Annotated in this window: 17 protein-coding genes; 10 read left to right on the top strand and 7 right to left on the bottom strand. The window is 72.3% G+C overall.

The genetic code is table 11. From position 1 onward, the window contains the following. Positions 1 to 113: 113 nt before the first annotated feature. From HT134_RS04880 to HT134_RS04870, 3 genes are all read right to left on the bottom strand, one after another. Complete coding sequence (locus HT134_RS04880) at positions 114 to 1223, bottom strand: site-2 protease family protein (protein ID WP_175599008.1); 1110 nt, start codon at positions 1221 to 1223, stop codon at positions 114 to 116. Between the two features lie 112 nt (positions 1224 to 1335). Continuing rightward, a complete protein-coding gene (locus HT134_RS04875) occupies positions 1336 to 3918 on the bottom strand; it encodes a cation-translocating P-type ATPase (protein WP_246363538.1) in 2583 nt (860 codons plus the stop codon). Between the two features lie 83 nt (positions 3919 to 4001). Next, the gene (locus tag HT134_RS04870; RefSeq protein ID WP_175599007.1) at positions 4002 to 6716 is read right to left on the bottom strand and encodes a cation-translocating P-type ATPase; all 2715 of its coding nucleotides are present in this window, start codon (positions 6714 to 6716) and stop codon (positions 4002 to 4004) included. A 167-nt stretch (positions 6717 to 6883) separates the two neighbouring features. Here HT134_RS04870 and HT134_RS04865 point away from each other — a divergent pair, with 167 nt between their 5' ends. Continuing rightward, on the top strand, positions 6884 to 7582 hold the full coding sequence (locus tag HT134_RS04865) for a helix-turn-helix domain-containing protein (RefSeq protein ID WP_246363537.1): 699 nt from the start codon (positions 6884 to 6886) through the stop codon (positions 7580 to 7582). A gap of 46 nt (positions 7583 to 7628) precedes the next feature. On the opposite strand, the gene HT134_RS04860 is transcribed toward HT134_RS04865, so the two are convergent. The 3 genes from HT134_RS04860 to HT134_RS04850 are packed head-to-tail and all read right to left on the bottom strand — an operon-like array spanning position 7629 to position 10299. Then, positions 7629 to 8354 (bottom strand): GntR family transcriptional regulator, encoded by a 726-nt coding sequence (locus tag HT134_RS04860; protein ID WP_175599006.1) that lies wholly within the window; start codon positions 8352 to 8354, stop codon positions 7629 to 7631. A gap of 57 nt (positions 8355 to 8411) precedes the next feature. Further along, the gene (locus HT134_RS04855) at positions 8412 to 9416 is read right to left on the bottom strand and encodes an acetylxylan esterase (RefSeq protein WP_175599005.1); all 1005 of its coding nucleotides are present in this window, start codon (positions 9414 to 9416) and stop codon (positions 8412 to 8414) included. A gap of 25 nt (positions 9417 to 9441) precedes the next feature. Further along, entirely contained in the window at positions 9442 to 10299 is an 858-nt protein-coding gene (locus tag HT134_RS04850; RefSeq protein ID WP_175599004.1) for an amidohydrolase family protein, read from the bottom strand. Between the two features lie 147 nt (positions 10300 to 10446). On the opposite strand from HT134_RS04850, the gene HT134_RS04845 reads away from it, so the two are divergent. Further along, a complete protein-coding gene (locus HT134_RS04845) occupies positions 10447 to 12348 on the top strand; it encodes a DUF8034 domain-containing protein (RefSeq protein WP_217707179.1) in 1902 nt (633 codons plus the stop codon). Further along, positions 12345 to 13253 carry an aldo/keto reductase gene (locus HT134_RS04840; RefSeq protein WP_175599003.1) on the top strand — a complete coding sequence of 303 codons (909 nt, stop codon included), beginning with the start codon at positions 12345 to 12347 and terminating at the stop codon, positions 13251 to 13253. The genes HT134_RS04845 and HT134_RS04840 overlap by 4 nt, the downstream gene beginning before the upstream one ends. A 72-nt stretch (positions 13254 to 13325) precedes the next feature. On the opposite strand, the gene HT134_RS04835 is transcribed toward HT134_RS04840, so the two are convergent. Next, a complete protein-coding gene (locus HT134_RS04835; RefSeq protein WP_217707178.1) occupies positions 13326 to 14126 on the bottom strand; it encodes an RraA family protein in 801 nt (266 codons plus the stop codon). Between the two features lie 95 nt (positions 14127 to 14221). Here HT134_RS04835 and HT134_RS04830 point away from each other — a divergent pair, with 95 nt between their 5' ends. The 7 genes from HT134_RS04830 to HT134_RS04800 all read left to right on the top strand — a co-directional run. Further along, on the top strand, positions 14222 to 15481 hold the full coding sequence (locus HT134_RS04830; protein ID WP_312887975.1) for an alpha-L-fucosidase: 1260 nt from the start codon (positions 14222 to 14224) through the stop codon (positions 15479 to 15481). Beyond that, complete coding sequence (locus tag HT134_RS04825) at positions 15471 to 17303, top strand: heparinase II/III family protein (RefSeq protein ID WP_175599001.1); 1833 nt, start codon at positions 15471 to 15473, stop codon at positions 17301 to 17303. Before HT134_RS04830 ends, HT134_RS04825 begins: the two co-directional genes overlap by 11 nt. 274 nt (positions 17304 to 17577) lie before the next feature. Further along, positions 17578 to 18825, top strand: a complete 1248-nt coding sequence (locus tag HT134_RS04820; RefSeq protein WP_175599000.1) for an ABC transporter substrate-binding protein — start codon at positions 17578 to 17580, stop codon at positions 18823 to 18825. Beyond that, positions 18807 to 19772, top strand: coding sequence for a carbohydrate ABC transporter permease (locus HT134_RS47510; protein WP_217707177.1), 966 nt, complete (start codon positions 18807 to 18809; stop codon positions 19770 to 19772). The genes HT134_RS04820 and HT134_RS47510 overlap by 19 nt, the downstream gene beginning before the upstream one ends. A 9-nt stretch (positions 19773 to 19781) precedes the next feature. After that, on the top strand, positions 19782 to 20639 hold the full coding sequence (locus tag HT134_RS04810) for a carbohydrate ABC transporter permease (RefSeq protein WP_175598999.1): 858 nt from the start codon (positions 19782 to 19784) through the stop codon (positions 20637 to 20639). Between the two features lie 37 nt (positions 20640 to 20676). Continuing rightward, positions 20677 to 22647, top strand: a complete 1971-nt coding sequence (locus tag HT134_RS04805) for a right-handed parallel beta-helix repeat-containing protein (RefSeq protein WP_217707176.1) — start codon at positions 20677 to 20679, stop codon at positions 22645 to 22647. Positions 22648 to 22890: 243 nt separating this feature from the next. Continuing rightward, positions 22891 to 23829 (top strand): GDSL-type esterase/lipase family protein (locus tag HT134_RS04800; protein WP_175598998.1); only part of this gene is annotated, 939 nt, incomplete at its 3' end.

The following is a 23829-nucleotide window of genomic DNA, read 5'->3' as shown; positions in this document are numbered from 1 at the left end:
GACCTCCTGCACTTCCATCCGATGCGCCACCGGAGGGAACGGGTAGGGACGGAAGTCCTCACCTCCACCGTCGTTGGTCCGCGCGGCTCGCGGTGCGGGCCGGCCGGGGACGCCTATCCGGAGGTGTGCGCGTCCGCTCCGGTCCGTAGCAGCGCCTGTCCCAGGGCGCGGCCCAGGTCGGCCCCGGTCACCATGCCGACCAGGCGCCCGTCCTCGACGACGGCGGCGACCAGCCGGCTCTGCGGCGACTGGTCGAGCAGGAGGACCGCTCCGTCACCCGGCGCGAGTGTCCGCACCGGCCGCTGCGCGGTCGTGAGCGTCTCGACCCGCGTGGAGCTCCGGCGTTCCGCGGGCACGGCCGCCAGGGTGTCCAGCGAGACGGAGCCCACCGGGGTTCCGGTGAAGGTCACCACGGGGAAGATCGTCTGGCGTGAGTTCAGCACGACCTTCTGGATGAGTCCCTCCACGTTCATCCAGGCGGGGGCCAGATCCGGCATCGGGGTCATCACATCACGCACCGTCAGGCCGCCCAGCCCGGCCCGGGCGAGCTTGAGGGTGAGCTCCTGGCGCGCGCTCGTGGCGATGTACCAGCCCAGAACCGCCAGCCACAGCCCGTTCAGCCAGTTCCAGAGCAACATGATGACGACGCCGGTCGACAGGAGCGTCGTCCCGAGCACGTGGCCCGCTCGCGCCGCCGCCCGATCCGCTCGGGAGGCGTCACCGGAACGCCACCACACCAGCGCGTGCAGCACCCGCCCGCCGTCCAGCGGGGCGCCGGGAAGCAGGTTGAACAGGCCGAGCAGCAGGTTCATGGTGCCCAGCCACGCGGCGCCGGACGCCGGCAGAGCGGGTCTGGGCAGGAAGAGGTAGGCGAGCAGCGAGAGGACGGCGACGCCCAGGCTGACCAGCGGGCCGGCCGCGGCGGTCGCCAGCTCGACACGCGGGCTCTTCGCCCCGGCCTCCACCTCGGTGTAGCCCCCGAGCACCCACAGCGTGACGGAGCCGACGTCGAGGGCGCACCGGCGGGCGACCAGCGCGTGAGCCAGCTCGTGGGCCAGCAGGGACGCGATGAACAGCACGCCGGTGACCACGGCCACCAGCCAGTACTCCGGCTGGCCCGAGCCCGGCACGGCCCGCGGCAGCACGGTCGTGCCGAGCAGCCCGACGATGACCGCCGTGATGGCGAGCGCCGACCAGTGCGCCCGGACCGGAATGCCGGCCACGCTTCCGAGGGGAAGAGCCTGTTTCACCTCTTCATGGTGCAGCGGCGACACCCTTCGCGTGAGGGCCGAAACGCCCTGCTCGGGGGGACCTTGGTCGCATCTGCGCCTGCCCTCAGGCGGACTGCCGTGCCTGCCCGTGGCTCTCCCGGCTGGGGGGAGCGGGCTGCGGCGGACGGTGCAGGACACGGTCCAGGCGGACGGCGGCGTAGCCCAGGACGGACAGAGCGCTCACGATCAGCAGGTCGCCGGGCGGGAGCGGCTCGGTGCCGAGGAGCTCCCGCAGCGGCGGCAGGTACAGCCCCGCCAGCTGCAGGGCGAGCGCGCCCGCGACGGCGAGCAGCAGCATCGGGTTGGCCAGCGAGCCGGGCCGGGACCGTGAGCCGATCGCCACGCCGAGCTGTGCGGCGCCGAGGGCGAAGAAGGCCATGCTCTGCCAGGGGCGCCCGCTCTGCTGGCCCCAGACGGCGACGCCGAGGGTGACCGCGGTCAGGACGACGGCGATCCGGATCACGCGTTGCCACAACCCCGCGCCGAGGATGCTCTGGCCCGGCGGACGGGGCGGGCTGTCCATGGTGCCCGGCATCGCGGGCTCGCCGCCCAGGGCGACACCGGGCAGCCCGTGGGTGAGCAGGTTGATCCACAGGATCTGCGCGGGCAGCAGCGGGAGCGCCAGCCCGGCGAACGGGCCGAGGAGCATCACCGCGATCTCCGCCGCGCCGCCGGAGAGGGCGTAGACGAGGAAGCGGCGGATGTTGGCGTAGACACGGCGGCCTTCCTCCACGGCGGCCACCACGGTGTGCAGGTCGTCGTCGGCCAGCACCAGGTCGGCGGCCTGCCGGGCGACCTCGGTGCCGCGCCTGCCCATGGCCACGCCGATGTCGGCCCGGCGCAACGCGGGTCCGTCGTTGACCCCGTCGCCTGTCATCGCCAGGACCTCGCCCCGCGCCCGCAGACGCTGGATGAGGTCGAGCTTCTGCTCCGGCGTGGCCCGCGCGTAGACGGCGGCGTCGCGCCCGGCCTGGCCCGGGGCCCGGCAGTCGACGACCGGGTCTCCCGGCCCGGTGATGCCCAGCTCGACGGCGACGGCCCGGGCGGTTCCCGGATGGTCACCGGTGATCAGGACGGGTCTGATGCCCGCCCGCCGGCAGGCGGCGAGGGCGCCGGCCGCCGCCTCTCGCGGCGGGTCCAGGATCGCCGTCAGGCCGAGCAGCCGCAGCCCTCGCTCCTCGACGGTGTCCGGCACGGCGTCGGCGTCCGCCTGGGCGACGGCCAGTACCCGGTAGCCGTCTCGGGCCAGCCGCTCGGCCTGCTCGGCCGCGCGGGCGAGCAGCGCCGGGTCGTCGGCGATGACCGACGGGCGCAGCAGCGCCTCGGGCGCGCCTTTGCAGATCACGCGGGCCCGGCCGTCGGGCAGGCGATGGACGGTCGTCATGCGCTTGCGGTCGCTGTCGAAGGGACGCTCGGCCACGCGGGGGAGGCGGCGGTGCAGCAGGTCCCGGTCCAGCCCGTGTCTCGCGGCGGCGGCGAGCAGCGCGGCCTCGGTCGGGTCGCCGAGCGCGTTCCACCGCCCGTCCGCGTTCTCGACGAGCCGGGCGTCGTTGCACAGCGCCGCCGCCGTCAACAGCTCGGCGATGCCGCCGGAGTCCGCGGGGTCGCCGTGGACGATCTCACCCGCCGGGCTGTAGCCGGAGCCGGTGACCGTGGCCTGCCCGGCGGGAGTCCACAGCAGCCGGACCACCATGCTGCCCTCGGTGAGGGTGCCGGTCTTGTCGGTGGCCAGCACGGTCACCGAGCCCAGCGTCTCCACCGCGGGCAGCCTGCGGACCAGGGCGTGGCGCTCGGCCATCCGGCGCGCGCCCAGCGCCAGGCTCAACGTGACCACCGCGGGCAGCGACTCCGGCACCGCCGCGACCACCAGGCTGATCGCGGTCACCACCATCAGCTCGACCGGCTCGCCGCGCACCAGGCCGAGCGTCAGCACCAGCACGCACAGCAGCACGGTGACGCCGGCGAGCATGCGGCCCACTCCCACCAGCCGCCGCTGCAACGGCGTCAGCCCCGCTCCGCGGCCCATCATGGAGGCGATGCGGCCGGTCGCGCTGGCCGCCCCCACCGCGGTGACCTTGGCCAGGCCGCGTCCGCGCACCACCACGGTGCCCGCCGACACCGGCTCCCCGGGGCCCCGCTCCACCGGCACCGACTCGCCGGTCAGGGCCGATTCGTCCACGAGCAGCGCCGCCGCCTCCACCATGACGGCGTCCGCCGGGACGATGTCGCCCTCGCCCAGCACCGCGACGTCCCCCACCACCACCTCCGCCGCGGGCACCTCCGCCTGCGAGCCGTCGCGGACCACCCGCGCCGCGGGAGCGGTGAGCCGGGACAGCGCGGAGATGGCCCGGTCGGCGCGGACCTCCTGGCCCACCCCGACCGCGGTGTTGACCACGATCACCAGCAGGATGACGGCCATGTCGGTCCAGTCGCGCGTGACCATGGTCAGCGCGGCGGCCACGAGCAGGACGATGATCAGCGGATCCCGGAGCTGCCCGGCGACCCGCCGCCACAGGGGGACGGGTGGGCGCTGCGGCAGCCGGTTGGGCCCGTCACGGTCCAGCCGGGCCGCCGCCTCGGCCGACGACAGCCCCCGGACCGGAGCGATCGTCCCGGACGGCTGCCGTTCACCGCGCGACATCTCCATGTACGCCTACTTTCCGCGTGACTTGTCGTTGAATCAGGGTGTTGCGCCGCTGAGCAGGCGAAACCGGCCGCATGACGGGCCCGCTACCGGCCGAGGGTGGCGGTGGTGGTGAAACGGTGGGCCCTGCGGTGCGTGCGGTGGGCGGAGGTACGCTCGCGGCCCGCTGGAGTCACGGGCGCGGTCCGGTAGAACCAGCGTTTGCCGATCTCGATGAGGGCGAGGTAGCAGGCCACCAACAGGAGCAGGACGAGGAAGAACGGGCCGGGCAGCGGCTGGAAGCCCAGAGCCGGGGCGACGGGGGTGAGCGGGATGATCGCCCCGGTCGCGACGACCCCGAGGGCGGCCAGCAGCAGGGGGAGACTCGGACGGCTGCGGAAGAACGGGACGCGCCTGGTGCGGATGACGAAGATCACCAGCACTTGGGTGGCGAGGGATTCGACGAACCAGCCGGTACGGAACAGCGGCGGCCCGGCATGGAAGACCCCGAGCATGATCGCGAACGTCGCGAAGTCGAACAGCGAGCTGATCGGGCCGAAGAACAGCATGAAGCGGCGGATCAGCCGCACGTCCCAGCGGGAGGGGCGGCGCAGCTGCTCCGCGTCGACGGAGTCCGTGGGGATGGCCAGCTGGCTGGAGTCGTAGAGCAGGTTGTTGAGCAGGATCTGCGAGGGCAGCATCGGCAGGAAGGGCAGGAACGCCGAGGCCGCGGCGGCGGAGAACATGTTGCCGAAGTTGCTGGACGTGCCCATCAGGACGTACTTCATGGTGTTGGCGAAGATGCGCCGGCCCTGGGTGACGCCGTCGGCGAGGATGTCGAGGTCCTTCTCCAGCAGGAGCACGTCGGCGGCGTCCTTGGCCACGTCGGTGGCCGTGTCGACGGAGATCCCCACGTCGGCGGCGTGCAGCGCGAGGGCGTCGTTGACGCCGTCCCCGAGGAAGGCCACGTCGAGACCGCTGCGCCGCTGGGTCCGCACGATGCGCGCCTTGTGCTCGGGACTGACCCGGGCGAAGACGGAGCTCTGCTCGATGAGCGCGGCCAGCCGGGAGTCGTCGGCGGCGTCGATGTCCCGCCCGGTCAGCACGCGCCCGTCCGGCAGGCCGAGATCGGCGCAGACTTTCGCGGCGACCGCCGCGTTGTCGCCGGTGAGGATCTTGACGGTGACGCCGAGAGCGGAGAGCCGTTCCAGCGCGTGCCGCGCACCGGCCTTGGGCGGGTCCAGGAAGACCAGCAGGCCGCGGAAGGTCAGGTCGTGCTCGTCGGCCGGGCTGAGCTCGGCCTGGGAGGCGGTCTCCGGGAGCCACCGGGTGGCCACCGCCACCACGCGGTTGCCCGCGGCGAACTCGGCCTCCAGCACCGCCCTGGCCTGGTCGCCGATGGCGGCGCACCGCTCCAGCACGGTCTCGGGAGCGCCCTTGGTGACGATCAGGCGCCGGCCGTCGTCGTGGCGGAGCAGCACCGACGCCATCCGCCGCTCATGGTCGAAGGGCACGAGGGACAGGCGGCGGTAGCGGCGCAGCCCGTCCTGCGCGGCCGCGGCCGGCGCGTCCCACAGCGCGACGTCGAGCGGATTGCCGCCCGTGGCCCGGCCCCGGCTGCCGTCCGGCCCGTCGTCCCGGCCGGCCTGGCTGTCGTCCCGGCGGGCCTGGCCGTCGTCCCGGCCGGCCTGGGGGTCGACGACGGCCTCGTTGCACAACAGGCCGAGTTCCAGCACCTCGTCCGCGGGCCGGCCGTCGGGGCCGAGCGAGCGCATGAAGCTGATCCGCCCCTCGGTGAGGGTCCCGGTCTTGTCGGTGAACAGCACGTCGATGTCGCCCAGATCCTCGATGCAGACCAGGCGTTTGACCAGCACCTTGTGCTGAGCCAGCCGCCGCGTGCCGGCGGCCAGGCTCGTGGAGACGACGGCGGGCAGCAGCTGGGGAGAGATGCCGACGGCGATCGCCAGCGAGAACAGCAGCGCGTCGAGCACCGGGCGGTGCAGGACGAGGTTGATGACGAAGATCGCCGCGGTCAGGACGGCGGCGACGCGCACCAGCAGCAGCGAGAACCGCCGCAACCCGACCTGGAACTCCGTTTCCGGATGGCGCTCGCCGAGCTGGAGCGCGACCCGCCCGAACACGGTGCGTCCGCCCGTGGCCACCACCACACCCGTGCCCGAACCGGTGTGCACCACGCTGCCCATCAGCGCGCAGTCGGACAGCTCGGCCAGCACGGCGTCCGCGCCGACGGGCCGGGTGGACTTGGCGACCGGCATCGACTCGCCGGTCAGCACCGACTCCTCGCACTCCAGCTCCGCCACCTCCAGCAGCCGCAGGTCGGCCGGCACGATGTCGCCGAGCCGCAGCTCCACGACGTCGCCCGGGACCAGCGCGGTCACGTCGAGCAGACGGGGACGGCCGTCACGCCGTACCAGGCAGCGGTGCCGGATCTGGGAGTGCAGCGCCTCGGCGGCCTTCTCCGCGCGGTACTCGTTGAAGAACCCCAGCCCGACCGACGCCGTCAGGATCGCGCCGATGATCAGCGCGTCCGTCGGCTCGCCGAGGAAGAACGACGCCACGGCGGTGACGGCCAGCAGGATCAGCAGCGGCGAGCGCAACTGGCGGGCGAGCACCGCGAGCCGCCGCGCCCGGTGCCTGCGCAGCGCGTTCGGCCCCACCGCCGCCAGGCGGCGCCGCGCCTGCTCCTCGCTCAGCCCGCCGTCGGCGCTGCCCAGACGGGCCAGCGCCGCATCGGCGTCCAGCCGGCTCGCGACGGTGACATCGAGCCCCGCCTCGCCGCTCACCTCGGCTGTCAGCGCCATCGCGTGCTCCCGTCCCCGTTTCCGCTCACCTCTCGATCCTGGCCACCAGCCCCGGCGCCAAGAAAGGGGCGAAGGTCCTCAACCGCCGCCTTCGGCCGAGCCGGTCACCGGCCGCGATCGTCACGGGGGGACGGATCTTCGGCGACGTCGTGGGTAGGGTCTGCGGCATGGCAGGCGCCAGCCGCACCGTCACGATGGGGGACACCGACATGGAAGGAACCGGAGACTTCGGGCACCGCCTCACGTACCACCGCGAGCGGTCGGGCCTCACCGTCGAGCAGCTCGCCGCCCGGGCGGGCATGTCCGCCGGCTACATCCAGTACATGGAGAGCCACTCGGACAACCCCGAGCGAGGCACGATGGCCCGCCTGGCCGACGCCCTCGGGACCACGGTCCAGGACCTGCTGGGCGGCGGGCGGGACCGCCCGCCCGGCGGCGGCCCGGCCATGGCGAATCCGGTGCTGAAGGTCCTGGAGCCGGAGGAGTGCCTGCGGCTGATCGCCCCCGGCGGCATCGGCCGCGTGGCGTTCAACGGTTCGCACGGGCCGACGGTCCTGCCCGTCAACTACCGGCTGCACGGCGGCGCGATCGTCTTCCGTACGGCCTTCGGCGGCCCCATGGACCAGGATCTGCGCACCGGGCTGGAAGGCGTCGAGATCAAGGTCGGTTTCGAGGTCGACCGGATCGACGAAGCCCACCGGCAGGGCTGGAGCGTCCTCATCCAGGGGCCCGCCCACCACATGCGGGACGACGAGGCGGCCGAGATGGCCGACGCCGGCATCACCCCGTGGGCCGGTGGCGAGCGCCGCCTCTACATCCGCATCGTCCCGCACCGGATCACCGGCCGCCGCATCCACGGCCTGTGAGGCGACGCCGGCGCCGGCCGGCGGCTCGTCCTCGGACGGCCGCGGCCTACCGGGGAGAGGTCCTGCCCTTCCGGGCGCGGCGGTCGGGAACGGGGGAGCGGCCGGCGGCATGGTCGGCGAACGCCTCGGCCGCCTTGGCGTGGTCGCCGTCGCGCAGCAGCGCCACCAGACGGCCGTGCTCGTCGGCCATCGCGTGCCAGTCACCCTCGAAGAGCGGGTCCGCGATGGCGCGCAGCGCCCGGAGGCTCGGTTCGAGGACCTCCCACATCCGGGTGAGGAACGGGTTTCCCGCGATCTGGCTGACCTGTGTGTGGAAGGCGATGTCGACGTCGCGGAACCTGCCGACGTCGTTGATCGCCACAGCCTGGTGCATCTGCTCCACGAGGTCCTCGAGCTCGCGCAGCTGGTCGTCGGTGATGCGTTCGGCGGCGAGCCCGGCGGCCAGCCGTTCGAGCGGCTCGCGCACCTGGCGGGCGTACTCGGCGTCCTGGGTGGAGATCTCGACCACGAAGTTGCCGCGCCGCGGCACGTGCACGAGCAGCCCTTCGCGGGCCAGTTGCTTGACGGCTTCGCGGACCGGCGCCTGACTCACGCCCAGCCGGCGGGCGATCTCCGACTCCACCACGCGGTCGTTCGGCGCGAGGTCGCCCTCGACGATGGCCTGGCGGAGCAGCTCGTACACCCGATCGGAGATCAGGGTGGGGCGAACCGACTCCTTGCTCGTGGCCAGCCTGGAGGCGAAGCCACTGTTCGCTTGCCGTGTCGATGCCATGAAGTCCTCATCATGCGAGTTCGCGCGTCCCCGGTCCCCGGATGCCATGATACGCGATCATCGCCTAGCAGGTATCGATGAGAGCTCTGCCAGCCGGTCCGCCAGCCACGCGAGCTTGACGGCCTCGTGCGCGGGCCCGCCGCCCTCGTGGTCGTTGAACGGGTAGACGCTGATCCGCTTGCGTGCCGCGGGCATGGCGCAGAGCGCGCCGTAGTGGTTGAACGCCGCGTAGACCGTCGAGGGCGGGCAGATGCGGTCCATGAGGCCGACGGAGAAGAGCGCCGGCGCGTTGGCCCGGCGGGCGAGCGTCGCGCCGTCGAAGTACGACAACGTCCGCATCACCGTGTCCGCGTGTTCCCGGCGCAGCTTCACGAACCGGGTGACCTCCACGTACGGCGGCTGGTCGGTGAACGTGGTCGCGCGCGGGAAGTGGCAGAGGAACGGCACGTCGGGCATGACGGCCACGAGGTCGGGGACGAGCCCGGCCGCGGCGAGGGCGATCCCCCCGCCCTGGCTGGTCCCGGTCACCGCCACCCTCGAGGGGTCCACGGCCGGATGCGTCCGCACGGCCGCGATCGCACGCACCGCGTCGGTGTACAGGCGGCGATAGTAGTACCGCTCGGGGTCCAGCACGCCGCGGGTCAGGAAACCGGGGGCCGCGACGTCGCCGGTCGCGGGGTCGGGGTCGGCCGTCTCGGCGCCCTGGCCACGGGTGTCCATGACGAAGTGCGCGTATCCGGCGCACGCCCAGAGCCGTTTCTCGTGGGCCACGCCGCGGCCGCTGCCGTACCCCAGGTACTCCACGACGGCGGGAAGGGGAGCGGTCCTGGTCACCGGCAGGTGTAGCCAGCCCTTGACGGGATGGCCGCCGAAGCCCGCGAACGTGACGTCGAAGGTGTCGATCGTCGCCAGCCCGTTCGGCACCGGCTCGGCCGTCATGGCGAGGTCGGCGCCGCTGTTCGCGGCGAGCGTCTTCGCCCAGAACGCGTCGAGGTCCGCCGGTTCCGGCAGGGTCGGCAGGTACCGTTCGAGCTGGTCCTGGGGAAGGTCGAAATGGGCCATCGATCAACCAATCATCGCTTATCGATCAACTGTCGCATCGAAGCAGGGGCGCCTGATCGTTGTCAACCACGGGTGCCAGGCGGTAGGCGCGTTCGGCGGTGGTGCTCAGCACCCGTACGCGCTCGCCGGCCGTCAGCCCGGCGAGCCCGAGCCGGGAGAGCCGCAGCGACTCCGCCCGGGACCCGCGGGGCAGGCAGATCGGCCAGTCGGACCCGACGAGGCACCGGTCGGGGCCGAACGCCTCGACCGCGTGAGCGACCAGGCCGGCCACCCGTTCCCGTGGCACGCCGTGCTGCTGGGTGAGCAGGCCGGAGATCTTCATGATCACGTTCGGCGTCCGCGCCGCCCGCCGTACGTGCTCGCGCCACTCGCCGGGATCGGTCGTCAGCAGGTTCCCGGGGTTGCCGAGATGATCGACGATCACGGTCAGCGCGGGGTGCCGGGTGGCGACCTCGGCCGCGAGGCGGACGGCGGCGGCGTGGAGGTTGAGTTCGAGCGCCACCCCGCGTTCGGCCAGCACGGGGACCAGCGCGCGGGCCGGGGCGGGCGTGGCGTCCCACGAGGCGCCTCCGAGGCGCATCCCGTTGGGCCGGGCCCGGTCCATGAGGTCCCGGAAGCGGGACGGTGCGACGCCGGCGTGGACGTTGAGGTTGCCGACGTAGCCGCGGATCAGCTCCGGGTGGCGCAGGCGCAGCTCGCGCAGCCGCCCGGTCTCGCCCCTGTCCCCGCGGGAGGCCTCGACCAGGATCGTGCCGGTCAGGCCGAGCCCGTCGCCCGACTCGGCCAGGTCGCCGACCGTGAACGGCCGGTGGTGGGGCGACCCCGGCGTGATCCATGGATATCCGCCGTCGAGGTCCCAGAGGTGGGCGTGGCAGTCGATCACCTGGTCTCCTTATGTTTGGCCAGTATTGACACGTTGATCCGGGCTCATGAAGATTCTAGGCATCGGCTATCGATCAGCGATTACAGGTGTTCTCATGCGCATGGCAGCAAGACTTCCCGGCGGCTCGGCAGAGGGGGCGGCGAGACGGTGACGGCCTTCGACATATCGCGCGTACCGGAGCTGCGGGCGTCCCGCGGCCTGACGACTCCGCCGCGGTGGGCCGTCCTGGAGCGGGAGCTGTTCGCCGTCCAGGACAAGGCGTGGCGGATCTTCTCCGACCGCTACACCGAGGACGACGGCCGGTTGGTCTTCCGCGACCGGCTGGGAGAGGGCCTCGACGGCCGCGACGGCGTGGACGACTTCTACGAGGCGTTCTTCAACTGGCCGACGCTCTACCTGCTCGGCGGCAGCGACGACGTGCTGGCCGCGGCCCGCGGGCATTGGCGGGGCGTCACCGCCCAGCTCGCCGAGATGGGCATGCTGGTCGACGGCTTCGAACGCGGCTACGACTGGTTCCACCAGGGCGAGGGCATGCTGCTGTTCTACGGGCTCTGCCTGGCCGAGCCCGGGGACGGCGAGCTGAGAGAGCTGGCCGCCCGCTTCGCCGACCTCTACCTGCCCGGCGGCCCCAACTACGACCCCGAGCACCGGATCATCCGCGCGCCGCACAACGGCGCCGCCGGGCCCCGCTGGGGCTTCAGCGATCACGATGTGTACTTCCCGTGGAGCCTGGCCCTGCGCCCCTACGGACTGCCCCTCGACTGGATCGACGAAGCCGCGCCCTTCGACGAACTGGCCGCCGACCCGCGGCGGGCACGCGCCTACGGCCGGGTCATGTGGGACCGGATGGGACGCGGCGACACGATCGTCAACCTCGCCGCGACCAGCCTCGTCACCAACGCCTACCTCCTCGGCGGCGAAGCCCGCCACGCCGACTGGGTGGTCGAGTACGTCAACGCATGGCGGCAGCGACTGGACGGCCGCGACGTCGTGCCCGACAACGCCGGCATGCACGGCGTGGTGGGAGAGCACCTGGACGGCCGCTGGTACGGCGGGCACTACGGCTGGTCGTGGCCGCACGGACTGCCGCCGGTCGGGACCGCGGCGATCGTCGGCGCGTCCAACGCGATGCTGCTGACGGGCGACCCGTCCTACCTGGAATTGGCACGCAACCCGCTGGACGTGGTGCTCCGCCAGGCCGTACGACGTCGCCCCGCCGAGGTCCCCACCATCATCAAACGCTGGCGGCCCCACCTGCGCGGGCTGGAGCACGAGCCGACCCTCATGGCGCCCATGCGCCGCGACGACTCCGGATGGTTCGACCACACCATCATGCCGACCCAGCTGCCCGTGGCCCTGTGGCAGTTCAGCCGGGCCGCCGCCGACCGGGAGCGGATCGACCGGCTCCGCGAGGAGTCGAGCTGGGACTGGACGGCGGTGCACACCCAGCGCACCAAGGAGGAGTCGGGGCACGAGGAGCCCTGGTACGAGTACCTCGCCGGCCGCAACCCCGGCTTCCCCGAGCGGATGCTGCGCAGCGCCATCGACACCTGCGCCCAGCGGGTCGAGTCGATCGCCGACGACCCGGTGGACCCCGCCGTCGGCCCCGACGCGCTGGGCATCCACGACTGGCAGGACCGCAACCCGGTCGTCACCGAGGCGCTGCTGCAGCTGACCACGGGGTCCCCGCAGGTGCTCTACAACGGCGCGCTGGCGCAGATGCACCTGCGCTACTTCGACGCCGACCGGCGCCGTCCCGGCCTGCCCGCCGACGTCGCCGCGCTGGTTTCCAGCATCGACGCCGGCCACACCGTGGTCGAACTGGCCAACCTCGGCGAGGCGCCGCGGTCGCTCGTCGTGCAGGCCGGCACGTACGCCGAGCACGTCATCCACACGGTCCGCGTCGACGACGAGCCGCCCCGGCCCGTCGAGGGGCCGTACGTCACCGTGCGGCTGCCGGGCTCCACGCACGTACGGCTCACCCTCACGATGACGCTGCGCGGCGGGAGGCCCACCTACGCGGCCCCACCCTGGGAGGGGACGCGATGAGGACCGGACTGCCACGGCTGGGCCTCGGCACCGCCCCCATCGGCAACCTGTTCCAGGACGTCTCCGAGCAGGACGCGGCCGCGACGGTGGCCGCCGCCGTCGAGGAGGGGATCGTCTACTTCGACACCGCACCGCGCTACGGTCACGGGCTCGCCGAGGAGCGGCTCGGCCGCTCGCTCGCGGCTCTGGACGGCGCCGCCGAGCCGGTGATCTCGACCAAGGCGGGATGGCTGCTGCGGCCGGGCTCCACGGTGGCCACGGACTGGACGGAGCGCGGCGTCCGGGAATCGCTGGAGTCCAGCCTGGAGCGGCTCCGGCGGTCCTCCGTCGACATCCTGTACCTGCACGACCCCGACGACTTCCGGGAGGAGGTACGCCGCACCGCCTACCCGGCCGCGCGCAGGCTCCGCGACGAAGGACTGGCCGGCGCCGTCGGCTTCGGCATGAACCACAGCGAACCGCTGGCCGCGTACGTGGCCGAGTTCGACGTGGACGTCGTCCTCATCGCGGGCCGCTTCTCGCTGCTCGACCACGAGGCGCTGACGACCCTGCTGCCGCTGTGCCTGAAGACCGGTACCGCGGTGGTCGTGGGCGGCGTGTTCAACACCGGGCTGCTGGCGGACCCTCGTCCGGGGGCCATGTTCGACTACCGGCCGGCATCCGGCGGTGTGCTCGCCCGGGCGGAGCGTTGCCGCGCGATCTGCGCCGAGTTCGGGGTGCCGCTCGCCGCGGCGGCCATCCAGTTCCCCTTCCTCCATCCGGCCGTACGGTCGGTCGCGGTGGGCTGCCGGTCGGCGGCCGAGGTGAGGGGGAACGCGGCCGCGTCGCGGACGGAGATCCCGCCGGAGCTGTGGCGCCGGCTCGCCGAGGAGGGCTTCGTCCCCCCGGAGCTGCTGGACGGTTAGGGCAGGCCCCGCCGGGACGCCTGCCGCGTCCCGGCGGGGCGAGGTCCTGCCCCGTCCCGCCCCGTCCCGCCCTCAGTCGGCCTCGCGGGCGGCGAGGTACTCGGCCAGACCGGCCCCGGTCAGCGGGTAGTAGTCCGAGAGCCGCCCGCCCTCGTCCAGGCGGCGGCGGGCGAACTCCTCGCGGTCCTGGTGCAGCAGGGAGTCCTCGGCCACCGCCATGGCGCTCTTCTGCGGGACGACGACCGCTCCGTCCTCGTCGGCGACGATGAGATCGCCGGGCGTCACCAGTGCTCCGCCCACCCCGACCGGGACGTTGAAGGCCGAGGGGAACAACTCCGTCTGCGAGGCGTAGTGCGGCGTCACCCCCGTGCACCAGATCGGCACGCCGAGGGCGCGTACCCGCGCGGCGTCGCGCACGCGTCCGTCCACGACGATGCCGGCTCCACCGCGCAGCTTGAAGTAGCGGACCAGCATGTCACCGAGGCAGCCGGTGAAGTGGCTGGCCTGCGCGGAGACGACCAGCACGTCGCCTGGCCGGATGGACTCCAGCACCGCCCACAGCGCGGTCTTGCGCTCGGCGTCCTCCTGCCCCGTGCCGGAGAAGACGTCCTCCCGCTGGGGCAGGAACTGCAGCGTCACGGCCCCGCCGGTGATCCGTACGCCTGGCTCCCTGTGCAGGGGCACAGGGCCGTCGATGAAGGTCCGGGTTATGCCCATCTGGTGGAGCTTGGCGCAGGCGGTGGCCGCGCTCACGTCCGTGAGGGCCTGGACCAGGCTCGCGCTGGGCCGGACGAAGGGCGAGGAGGCCGCCGGTCCCAGCATCGTCTCGTAGATCTCCGTCTCCGGTGCTCCGACATGCCCGTTCGTACGCATTCCTGCCCCATCCCACGTCATCGACAATTATCGCCTATCGATGGTAGATGTAACTGCCGGCCGATGAGGGCTGTCAACCATGAGAGGAGACCGGGGTGCCAGCGGGGCCAAGGGAGTGGTTCGTAGAAGCGCGTTTCGGCATGTTCGTTCACTTCGGGCTTTACAGCCTCGCCGCCCGGCACGAGTGGGTGCGCAGCCGGGAGACGATGCCGGACGAGGACTACGACCGCTATCTGGAGCAGTTCGATCCCGACCTGTTCGACGCGGCGGAGCTCGCCAGGACGGCCCGTGCCGCCGGGATGCGCTACGCGGTGCTGACCGCCAAGCACCATGACGGGTTCTGCCTCTTCGACTCGGAGCTCACCGACTACACCACCGCCCGCGCGGTCGGCCGCGACCTGGTCGCCGAGTTCGCCGCCGCCATGCGGGCGGAGGGCCTGCGGGTGGGGCTGTACTACTCGCTGCTCGACTGGCGCCACCCCGACTTCGCCATCGACCAGTACCACCCGCTGCGCGACAGCGCGCCCCCGGACGCGAACGCCACGCGGGACATGGCGCGCTACCGCGCGTACCTGCACGGGCAGGTACGCGAGCTGCTCACCGGATACGGACCGATCGACCTGCTCTTCTTCGACTTCACCTATCCGGCGAAGGGGCCCGCCGACTGGGGTTCGGAGGAGCTGACGGCGATGGTGCGCGCCCTGCAGCCGCGGATCGTCGTGAACGACCGTCTCGGCATCCCCGGCGACTATGTGACGCCCGAGCAGTACCAGCCGGACCGGCCGCTCACCCGCGACGGCGTCGAGGTCATGTGGGAGGCGTGCCACACGCTCAACGGCTCCTGGGGCTACGACCGTGACAACCACGACTACAAGGACCCGGCCCTGCTGATCCGGATGCTCGTCCAGTCCGTCGCGTGCGGGGGCAACCTGCTGCTCAACGTCGGGCCCACCGGCCGGGGCTCGCTCGACCCGCGGGCCCGGCACACGCTGGCCGCGATCGGGGACTGGATGTCCCTGCACGCCAGGGCCGTGCACGGCGCGGGACCGAGCGCGTTCCGGCCGCCGCCCAACGCCCTCTACACGCAGCGGGGGAGCCGCCTCTACCTGCACCTGCTCTCCTGGCCGCTCAAGCACGTGCACCTGCCCGGGCTCGCGGGACGGGTGCGCTACGCGCAGCTGCTCCACGACGGCTCGGAGGTGCGCCTCCACCAGGTCGACGGTGGCGCGCACGAGCACAACAACCTCGCCCTGCCAGGGCAGCCGCCGGGCACGCTCACGCTGGACCTGCCCGTCGCCGCGCCGGAGGTGGCGCTCCCGGTCGTCGAGCTCATGCTGCGCGACGATGGTCCCTGACGTCACCGCGCGGTCGCTGTGGGACGCGGTGCCCGCCGAGGCCCGCGACGCGGTCCTGGCCGCCGCCGCCGGGGAGCTGGCCCGGCCGGCCCCGCACCTGTCCGCGGGCGACTGGGCCCGGACGTTCCGCGACGGGGCGCGCACCGTCCACGAGGACAAGGTGCGCCGGCTGCGCGAGCGGGTGGACGTCCTCGCCCTCGCCGCCGTGCTCACCGGTGAGGTGGCCGCCGCGACGGCGCCCCCAGGAGCGTGCCCGCACCTGGACGCCGCGGTGGACGGGCTGATGACGCTGGCCGAGGCCAGCACGTGGTGCTGGGCGCCGCACGATCGCGGGGCGGCGGCTCGAGGCGAGGTCGTGCCCGATCCCGACGACCCCTTCCTCGACCTGGGCGCGGCCGAGATCGCGGCGCTGTTCGCCTGGGCCGACCACGCGCTGGGCCCGCACCTGGACACCAGGGCGCCGGGGCTGCGCCGGCGGTTGCGCCGCGAGGTCGACCGGCGGGTGCTCACGCCGTTCGAGCAGGTGCGTGACTGGCACTGGATCGGCCGCGACGGCGGCGCGAACAACTGGAATCCCTGGATCCACGGCGCCGTCCTCGCGGCCGCGCTGCTGCTCTGCGACGACGCCCGGCGGCGCGAGCGCGTGGTGCGCCTCGTCGCCGAGGGGCTGGACCACTACCTCGCCTGCCTGCCCGACGACGGCGGGATCGACGAGGGGATCGCGTACTGGTGGCAGGGGGCGTGCCGGCTGCTGGAGGCGCTGGACCTGCTGGGGGCGGCCGGCCCGCCGGTGCTGCCGGCCCTGCTCGCCTATCCGCAGCGCATGCATCTCGGTGCGGACTGGTACGTCAACACCGGTGACGCCCCTGCCCGGCTGGCCGGCGAGCGGCCGTGGCACGTGCTCTTCCGCTGGGGTGAGCGCCTCGGCCGACCGGCGACCGTGGCGTACGCGGTGAGCGCGGCGCGCGAGTCCGGCGGTGCCGTCCAGCCACGGGCCGGCCTCGGCCGCGCCATGGCCGCGCTGGCGGATCGGCGGTGGTGCCGGGCGGTCGCGGCGGCCGGCACGGCGAGCGCCGCGCCGTGGCTGGCCCGCGAGTGCTGGTTGCCGCGCATCCAGGTCATGGTCGCGCGCGAGACGGCCGGGAGCGCGGACGGGCTCACCGTGGCGGCGAAGGCGGGCCACAACGGCGAGCACCACAACCACCTGGACGTCGGCTCGTACTGGGTGGCGCTCGACGGGCGGCCGATGGTCGTGGACGTCGGCCAGCCGACCTACACCGCCGCGACCTTCGGCCCGCACCGCTATGAGGAGTGGCCGTTCCAGAGCGCGTGGCACAACGTGCCCGAGCCGGGGCGGGGACAGCTCCCCGGCGCGGGGTACCGTGCGTGCGACGTCGCCGTGCGGTTCGAGGAGAGCTCCGCCGTCCTGCGGGCCGACCTGAGCGCCGCCTATCCGGCGGGACTGCTCACCCGCTGGGAGCGCGCCGTGCGGCTGGTGCGCGCCGGCGCGCAGCCGTACGTCACCGTGGAGGACGAGTGGGCCGGATGCCCGGAGCCGGTGCTGTTCCGGCACGTCCTCGCCGGTGAGGTCGAGTGCGGGGCGGGCCGGGCCGTCGTCATGGCGGCCGGGGGGCGGTGGCTCGAGCTGCGGTGGGATCCCGCGGTCGCCACCGCCTCGATCGAGCACCGGGACATCGACGACCCACGGCTGGCGCGCAGCTGGGGCGCGCGGCTGACCCGGCTGACGCTGGCCGTCACCGGGCCGGTGAGCGGCGGCCGGTTCGCCGTGAGCTTTCGCCGGTACTCGGGAAATGACTCTTGAACAAGAGAGGTATGCCACATAACATCACCTATCGATAGGCGATGGAGTTACCGGCGGTCGACGTCACCGCGTCGACCGTGTCGGGCCGCCACACCGTCCGCCGCGCCGGCAGACGCCGCCGGACGCGCGGAGCGGCACCAGGACCATCACGACCATCACGACCGTCCGCGCGACCTCGCCCCTCAGCTCGTCCTGGGCGGGCGGTCGCCGAAGACGGCCGGTCCACCCCGACCTTCTACCCGTCATGACAATGCAAGGGGAGCGTGTAGCGGATATGGGAACACAGTTGCGCCGGGCGTGCGCGGCCGCGGTCGCCGTCACGACCGTGGTGGCCGCGGCCACCGCCTGCGGTGGTGAGGACACGGCGCAGGCCGGCGTCACGACTCTCCGGATCATCGTCAACATCAGCCCGAACCTGACCGAGCAGTACTGGAAGGGGCTGTTCGCGAAGTACGAGCAGAGCCACCCGAAGGTGAAGGTCAACCTGGAGCTCACCGGGACCATCTCCGCCACCGCCAAGCTCACCCAGGACCTCGCCGCGGGCGATCCGCCGGACATCGCCCAGCAGATCACCCCGACGAAGGAGAACGCCGGCCTGTTCGCCGACCTGTCCGGCCAGGCGTGGACCGGCCAGACCCCGCTGGCCGACCAGTACGCCGTCGACGGGAAGCGCTACCTGGTCGGCGTCGGCCAGCAGATCCAGTCGCTCGTCTTCTACAACAAGTCCGCCTTCGCCAAGGCCGGTCTCGACGCGTCCACCATCAGGACGCTCGACCAGTTCCAGGACGCCATGGCGAAGCTGAAGGGCGCCGGGTACACGCCGCTGCAGACCTCCGGGCAGTGGGTCCCGGGAGCGCAGTTCTCACTGATCGCCGACTCCGGCGTCCTCACCGCGGACCCCGACTGGACCGTCAAGCGCAAGCAGGGCAAGGTCTCCTTCGCCACCGGCGACTACCTGAAGTACTTCCAGCGCTACCGCAGCTGGATCGACCAGGGATATCTCGACAAGAGCGCGCTCGGCCTGACCTACGCCGACGGGCAGACGGCCTTCCTCGACGGCAAGTCCGCCATGTACATCATGGGGTCCTTCTTCGTCCCCGCCGCGGACGCCGCGAAGAAGAGCGACGAGATCGGCGTGTTCTCCATGCCGACCGACGGCGCCTACCCCTCCGGACAGTTCGGCAACATCGCCAACCCGTACGTGGTCGTCAACGCCTCCAAGAACAAGGCGGCCGCGATCGACTTCGTGAAGTGGCTGGTCACCGACCCGGCCGCGATCGAGAGCCAGCTCGCCGCCGACGGGAACCTGCGCAAGGGCTTCACCTACCCGATGTCCTCCCTCGGCGCGCAGGTCCAGAAGATCCTCGAGGAGGCGCCGTCCGTCCTGGTGAAGTCCGGTGAGCGCCAGCCGGTCGAGGGCTACCCGGCCGAGCTCAACACGCAGGTGCAGAAGCTGTACACAGGCGCCACGGCCGAGCAGGTCGCCGCCGGTTTGGACAAGTGGTGGAACTCGCAGAGCTGACGCGGCGACGGGAGCGGCAGGCGCCGCAGCCGGGCGAGCCGCGGCGCGGGTCCCCGCGCGACGGGTGGCTGCCGGCACGCTACCGGGCGAAGGCCGTGACCTTCGGGCTCGTCGCGCCGTCCGTGCTGGTCTACACCGTGATGACGGTCGTGCCGGTGGGCGTGGCGATCTATCTCAGCCTGACGGACTGGAACGGCTTCTCCGACGCGGTGTTCATCGGTTTCGAGAACTACCTGCACCTGTTCGACGACCCGAGCTCGACCAGCGCCTGGTACGTGACCGCCGTGGTCGCGGGCGCCGGCACCGTGCTCATGATCGGCGGCGGCATGGTGTACGCCCTGCTGCTGAAGGAACGCTCGCGGACGAACTCGTTCTTCCGCACGCTCGCCTACTACCCGCACGTGATCAGCGCGCTGATCCTCGGCTTCCTCTGGGCCGCGATCCTCGGCACGAACGGCGCCGTCAACAGCACGCTCCAGCATCTCGGCATCGGCCCCGTCGGCTTCCTGTTCGAGGAGAACCTCGCCCTGGTCTCGCTCATCGGGGTGATCGTGTGGGCCGGCTTCGGATTCAACGTCGTGCTGTTCGTCGCCGCGCTCCAGACGGTTCCCGCCGAACTGCTGGAGGCCGCGGCGATCGACGGTGCGAGCCGGCGCCAGACCAACCTGCGCGTGGTGATCCCGATGATCTCCCCGGTGGTCACCGTGGCGACCGTGCTGAACCTCGTCGGGCTGATCAAGACCTACGACCTGGTCGTGAGCCTCACGAACGGAGGACCCGCGGGCGCCACGCAGACGTACTCGTTCCTCATCCTGGCCCGCTCCTTCGAGGGGACGAAGGTCGGATACGCCAACGCGCAGGCCGTCTTCCTCATGGTCGTGTGCGCCGTCCTCGCCCTGCTGGTCACCGCCGCGCGCAACCGGCAAGACCGGGCCACGACGAGTTAGGGGCCCGTGATGACCGAACAAGCGGAAACCGGCCGCGCCAGGCGCCGCCCGATCGTGCGCCCCGTCATGCTGGCGCTGCTCCTGCTCGCCATGACCATGCCGGTCTACCTGCTCGTGGTGAACAGCTTCAAGTCGCAGGACGACATCCTCGGCAACCCCTTCTCCCTCCCGCTCGGCGACCTCACCCTCGACCACCTCGCCGACGCCGTCAACAGCCCCCAGTACAACGTGATCCGCAGCTACGGATTCACGCTCTTCCTGGTCGTCGTCGTGGACGTCCTGTGCATCCTGCTGGCCGGGCCGGCCGCGTACGCGATCGCGCGCAGCACCAGCCGCCGCGCCCAGTCGCTGCTGCTGTACTTCCTCGCGGGCACCTTCATCCCCGGCGCCGCGCTGGTGATCCCGGTCATCTACGTGCTGCGCTCGGTCGGCCTGGCCAACACCGTGGCCGGCCTGGTGGCTCACGACGTGGCCTCGACCCTTCCGGTGAGCATCTTCCTGTTCGTCGGCTTCATCCGTACCATCCCCGCCTCCATCGACCAGGCAGCGATGATCGACGGCGCGGGCAGGCTGCGGACGTTCTGGACGATCATCTTCCCGCTGATGCGGCCCGCGGTGGTCACCGTCCTGATCCTCAACTCGATCGGGATCTGGAACGACTTCGTCAGCCCGCAGATCCTGCTCAGCCCCGGCTCCGGCAGGTACACGGTGACGACCGCCATCTATGCCGGGATCAGCCAGTACTCGACCGACCTGACGAAGGTGTTCCCCAACCTGCTGCTGGCCGTGGCGCCGGTCGTCATCTTCTTCGTCTACATGCAGCGCCACATCATCAGCGGCCTCACGGTCGGCGCGGTCAAGGGCTGAACAGCCCGTCAACCGAACGGAGACAAGGACAGTGACATTGTCACGCACGTGGCGGCCGCTCGCGGCCCTGGCGCTCGTGGTGCTGTCGGGTGCCGCCACAGCCGTCCCGGCGGCGGCTGAGCAGGACCGGAGCGCGGCCGGTGCGACGTACTACGTCGCGCCGTGGGGCAGGGACTCGGCCGACGGACGCTCGGCCGGGACGGCCTACCGCCGCATCCAGCGGTGCGCCGACGTCATGGTGCCCGGCGACACCTGCCTCATCATGTCGGGCACGTACGAGGAGACGGTGGTGCCGGCCCGGTCGGGCACCGCCGAGCTGCCCATCACCTACCGGGCGGCCCCGGGCGCGCGCGTGACGGTGAGCGGCGCCACGCGGGTCAGGGGCTGGTCCCGGGTCACCGGCGCGGACGTGAAGCGCATCGCGGAGAAGGACCCGTACGCGCCGGACTCGCCCTTCGGCCAGGCGGTGCGGGACGGCCACGTCTACAGCACGCGCGTCGACCTCGGATCCGACGTCACGACCGTGCAGACCTTCACCGACAAGAGGATGAACGTCGAGGCGCAGTGGCCGTACCCCGGCCTCGACCTGCTCGACCCCGTGGTGCAGTACGCCGACGCGGGCAGCGCGGCGGCCACCGTCGTGGACGACGCGCTGACCCGCCCGGCCGGCTACTGGAACGGCGCCCGCGTGTCGACGAACTACTGGTACATCACGGCGACGTCCACGATCAAGAGCTCCGACGTGGGCTCCGTGGAGCTCGACGCGGCGCCGCCGTGCATCCACAAGGTGGTGCCGAAGGACACCCGGTACGCGCTCCACGGCAAGATCGGCGAACTCGCGCACCCCGGCACCTGGTTCTACGACCCGGCCGGCGAACGGCTCTACCTCTACAGCGAGGACGACCCCAACCGGCACGTCATCGAGGCCAAGACCCGCACCCTGGCCTTCGACCTGCGCGACACCAGTCACACGACGATCGCCGGCGTCGGCCTGTTCGCCGCCACCATCGAGACCGGCGCGGGCAGCAGCCACGTGGTGATCGACCGGGTCACCGGCAGGTACCTGTCGCACTACACCGACATCACGCGCGGCGCCACGGACTGCGGCTCCACCGTGACCAGGGGCGTCGCCGACACCGGCATCGTGCTCAACGGCACGGACAACAAGGTCGTCAACAGCGACCTGTCGCTGAGCGCCGGCAACGGCATCGCGCTGCGCGGCATGCGGAACACCGCCACCAACAACGTCATCCACGACGTGGACTACCTGGGCACCTACGCGGCCGGCGTCGCCGTGCAGGGCAACAGCCAGACCGTCACCCACAACACCATCTACCGGGTCGGCCGCAGCGGGGTCAACCTGCAATGGGACAACGCCGTCGGCGGCACGCCGGGGCCCGACCGCATCGCCTACAACGACATCTCGCAGTACGCCCGGCTGAGCCTGGACGTGGCCGCGATCTACACCTGCTGCGGCTCCGACATGCTGCGGACCTCGATCGACCACAACGTGCTGCACGACCCCGCGCCGAGGTGGGGCGCCACCAAGTTCGGGGTCACGGGCGTCTACGCCGACAACGGGCAGAGCAACATCACCATCGCGAACAACGTGGGCTGGGGCAACCCTGAGGGGACCGTCATGCTCAACGGCCTCGGCGGCGGCTCGCACAACAACGGCGTCTACAACAACACCGGCGGCATGACGATGTTCTACGTCAAGGAGCCCGGCAACTCGACCGGCACCAAGGTCTACAACAACATCGGCCCCATCCGCGGCCTGGACGGCGCCACGAACGGCGGGATGGAGCTGTCCAACAACCTGCCGGCCGGCGTCGACCCGCTGTTCGTCGATCCGGCCGCGCACGACTATCGCCTGTCGGAGGCATCGCCGGCGCGGAACCAGGCGATCCCGCTGCCCGGCGTCAACGACGGCTCCACGGACCCGGTCCCGAGCCTCGGCGCCTACCAGTACGGCGCCCCCAAGTGGGAGGCCGGAGCGACCCGGTAGCACAACCGGCCACGGCGAGGTGGCGCCCTCCTGGGAGGGAGCCGCCGAGCCGAGCCGGGCGGCCCGGCCGCGGGATGAATGTTTCATCGCTCTCGTTGCGGCGCGACCGGCCGTGCGTCCAGATCAGAGCGCTGCGGCGCGCGGCGCGTCCCGGGCGGGGAGGGCGGACCCTTGACGGGTGTGCTCGCGTCCTGTGTGCTCCGCCACACCACCTCAGTCGGCCTCCGTGCAAGGAGCTGCTAGATGCGCCGCATTGTTAACGCTAACAGCATCCCCGCCGCCCAACCCGCCATTCCTTCCCGCAGGGAGGTTCGCCTGCGCGGGCGGGGACGACGGTGGGCCGCCGCGCTGACGGCCGTGGTCCTCGCGGTGGCCGGCACGGTGCTGGCGGCCGGGGCCGCCGGCGCGGAGTCCAACGGCGGGGTGCGGGTCATGCCGCTGGGCGACTCGATCACCGAGGGCACCCAGGTGCCGGGCGGGTACCGGATCGGCCTGTGGCAGCGCCTGGCCGCCGGCCGCTACACGATCGACTTCGTCGGGTCGCAGGTCAACGGACCTGGCAGCCTCGGCGACCACGATCACGAGGGCCATCCCGGGTGGCGGATCGACCAGATCGACGCGAACGTCACCGGCTGGCTGCGTACGTCCGCACCGCGTACGGTGCTGCTGCACCTCGGCACCAACGACGTCCTGCAGAACTACAACCTGTCCGGCGCCCCGCAACGGCTGTCCACGCTGATCGACCACATCACCGCGGCCGTGCCCGACGCGGACGTCTTCGTGGCGACCATCATCCCGCTGTCCAACTCCGGCCAGGAGGCGGCCGGTCGCACCTTCAACGCGGCCGTCCCCGGCATCGTGCAGAGCAAGGCGAACAGCGGCAAGCACGTCCACCTCGTCGACATGCACAGCAAGCTGACCACCGCCGACCTGATCGACGGCATCCACCCCACCGCCGGGGGCTACGACAAGATGGCCGCCGCCTGGTACGACGCCCTTCGGTCGGTGCCCGGCAGCATCGGCCAGCCCGGAGGCGGCGGCACTCCCGGGCCGACGCCCCCGCCCGCGGGGGCGATCAAGGGGGTGGGGTCGGGCAGATGCCTGGACGTCTCCGGTGCCTCGCAGGCGAACGGCGCGCAGGCGCAGATCTGGGACTGCAACGGCCAGGCGAACCAGCAGTGG

The sequence above is a fragment of the Nonomuraea rhodomycinica genome (genome assembly GCF_013363995.1).
Lineage (GTDB): Bacteria > Actinomycetota > Actinomycetes > Streptosporangiales > Streptosporangiaceae > Nonomuraea > Nonomuraea rhodomycinica.
The sequence above is the reverse complement of the archived record's forward strand: the minus strand, read 5'-3'. Positions and strand labels throughout refer to the sequence as shown.

Coding starts and splice junctions, on each gene's coding strand:
- HT134_RS04820 (WP_175599000.1), top strand. CDS start 17,578: ATGGGAACACAGTTGCGCCGGGCGTGCGCGGCCGCGGTCGCCGTCACG.
- HT134_RS04825 (WP_175599001.1), top strand. CDS start 15,471: ATGGTCCCTGACGTCACCGCGCGGTCGCTGTGGGACGCGGTGCCCGCC.
- HT134_RS04810 (WP_175598999.1), top strand. CDS start 19,782: ATGACCGAACAAGCGGAAACCGGCCGCGCCAGGCGCCGCCCGATCGTG.
- HT134_RS04870 (WP_175599007.1), bottom strand. CDS start 6,716: ATGGCGCTGACAGCCGAGGTGAGCGGCGAGGCGGGGCTCGATGTCACC.
- HT134_RS04865 (WP_246363537.1), top strand. CDS start 6,884: ATGGCAGGCGCCAGCCGCACCGTCACGATGGGGGACACCGACATGGAA.
- HT134_RS04840 (WP_175599003.1), top strand. CDS start 12,345: ATGAGGACCGGACTGCCACGGCTGGGCCTCGGCACCGCCCCCATCGGC.
- HT134_RS04835 (WP_217707178.1), bottom strand. CDS start 14,126: ATGCGTACGAACGGGCATGTCGGAGCACCGGAGACGGAGATCTACGAG.
- HT134_RS04860 (WP_175599006.1), bottom strand. CDS start 8,354: ATGGCATCGACACGGCAAGCGAACAGTGGCTTCGCCTCCAGGCTGGCC.
- HT134_RS04875 (WP_246363538.1), bottom strand. CDS start 3,918: ATGGAGATGTCGCGCGGTGAACGGCAGCCGTCCGGGACGATCGCTCCG.
- HT134_RS04855 (WP_175599005.1), bottom strand. CDS start 9,416: ATGGCCCATTTCGACCTTCCCCAGGACCAGCTCGAACGGTACCTGCCG.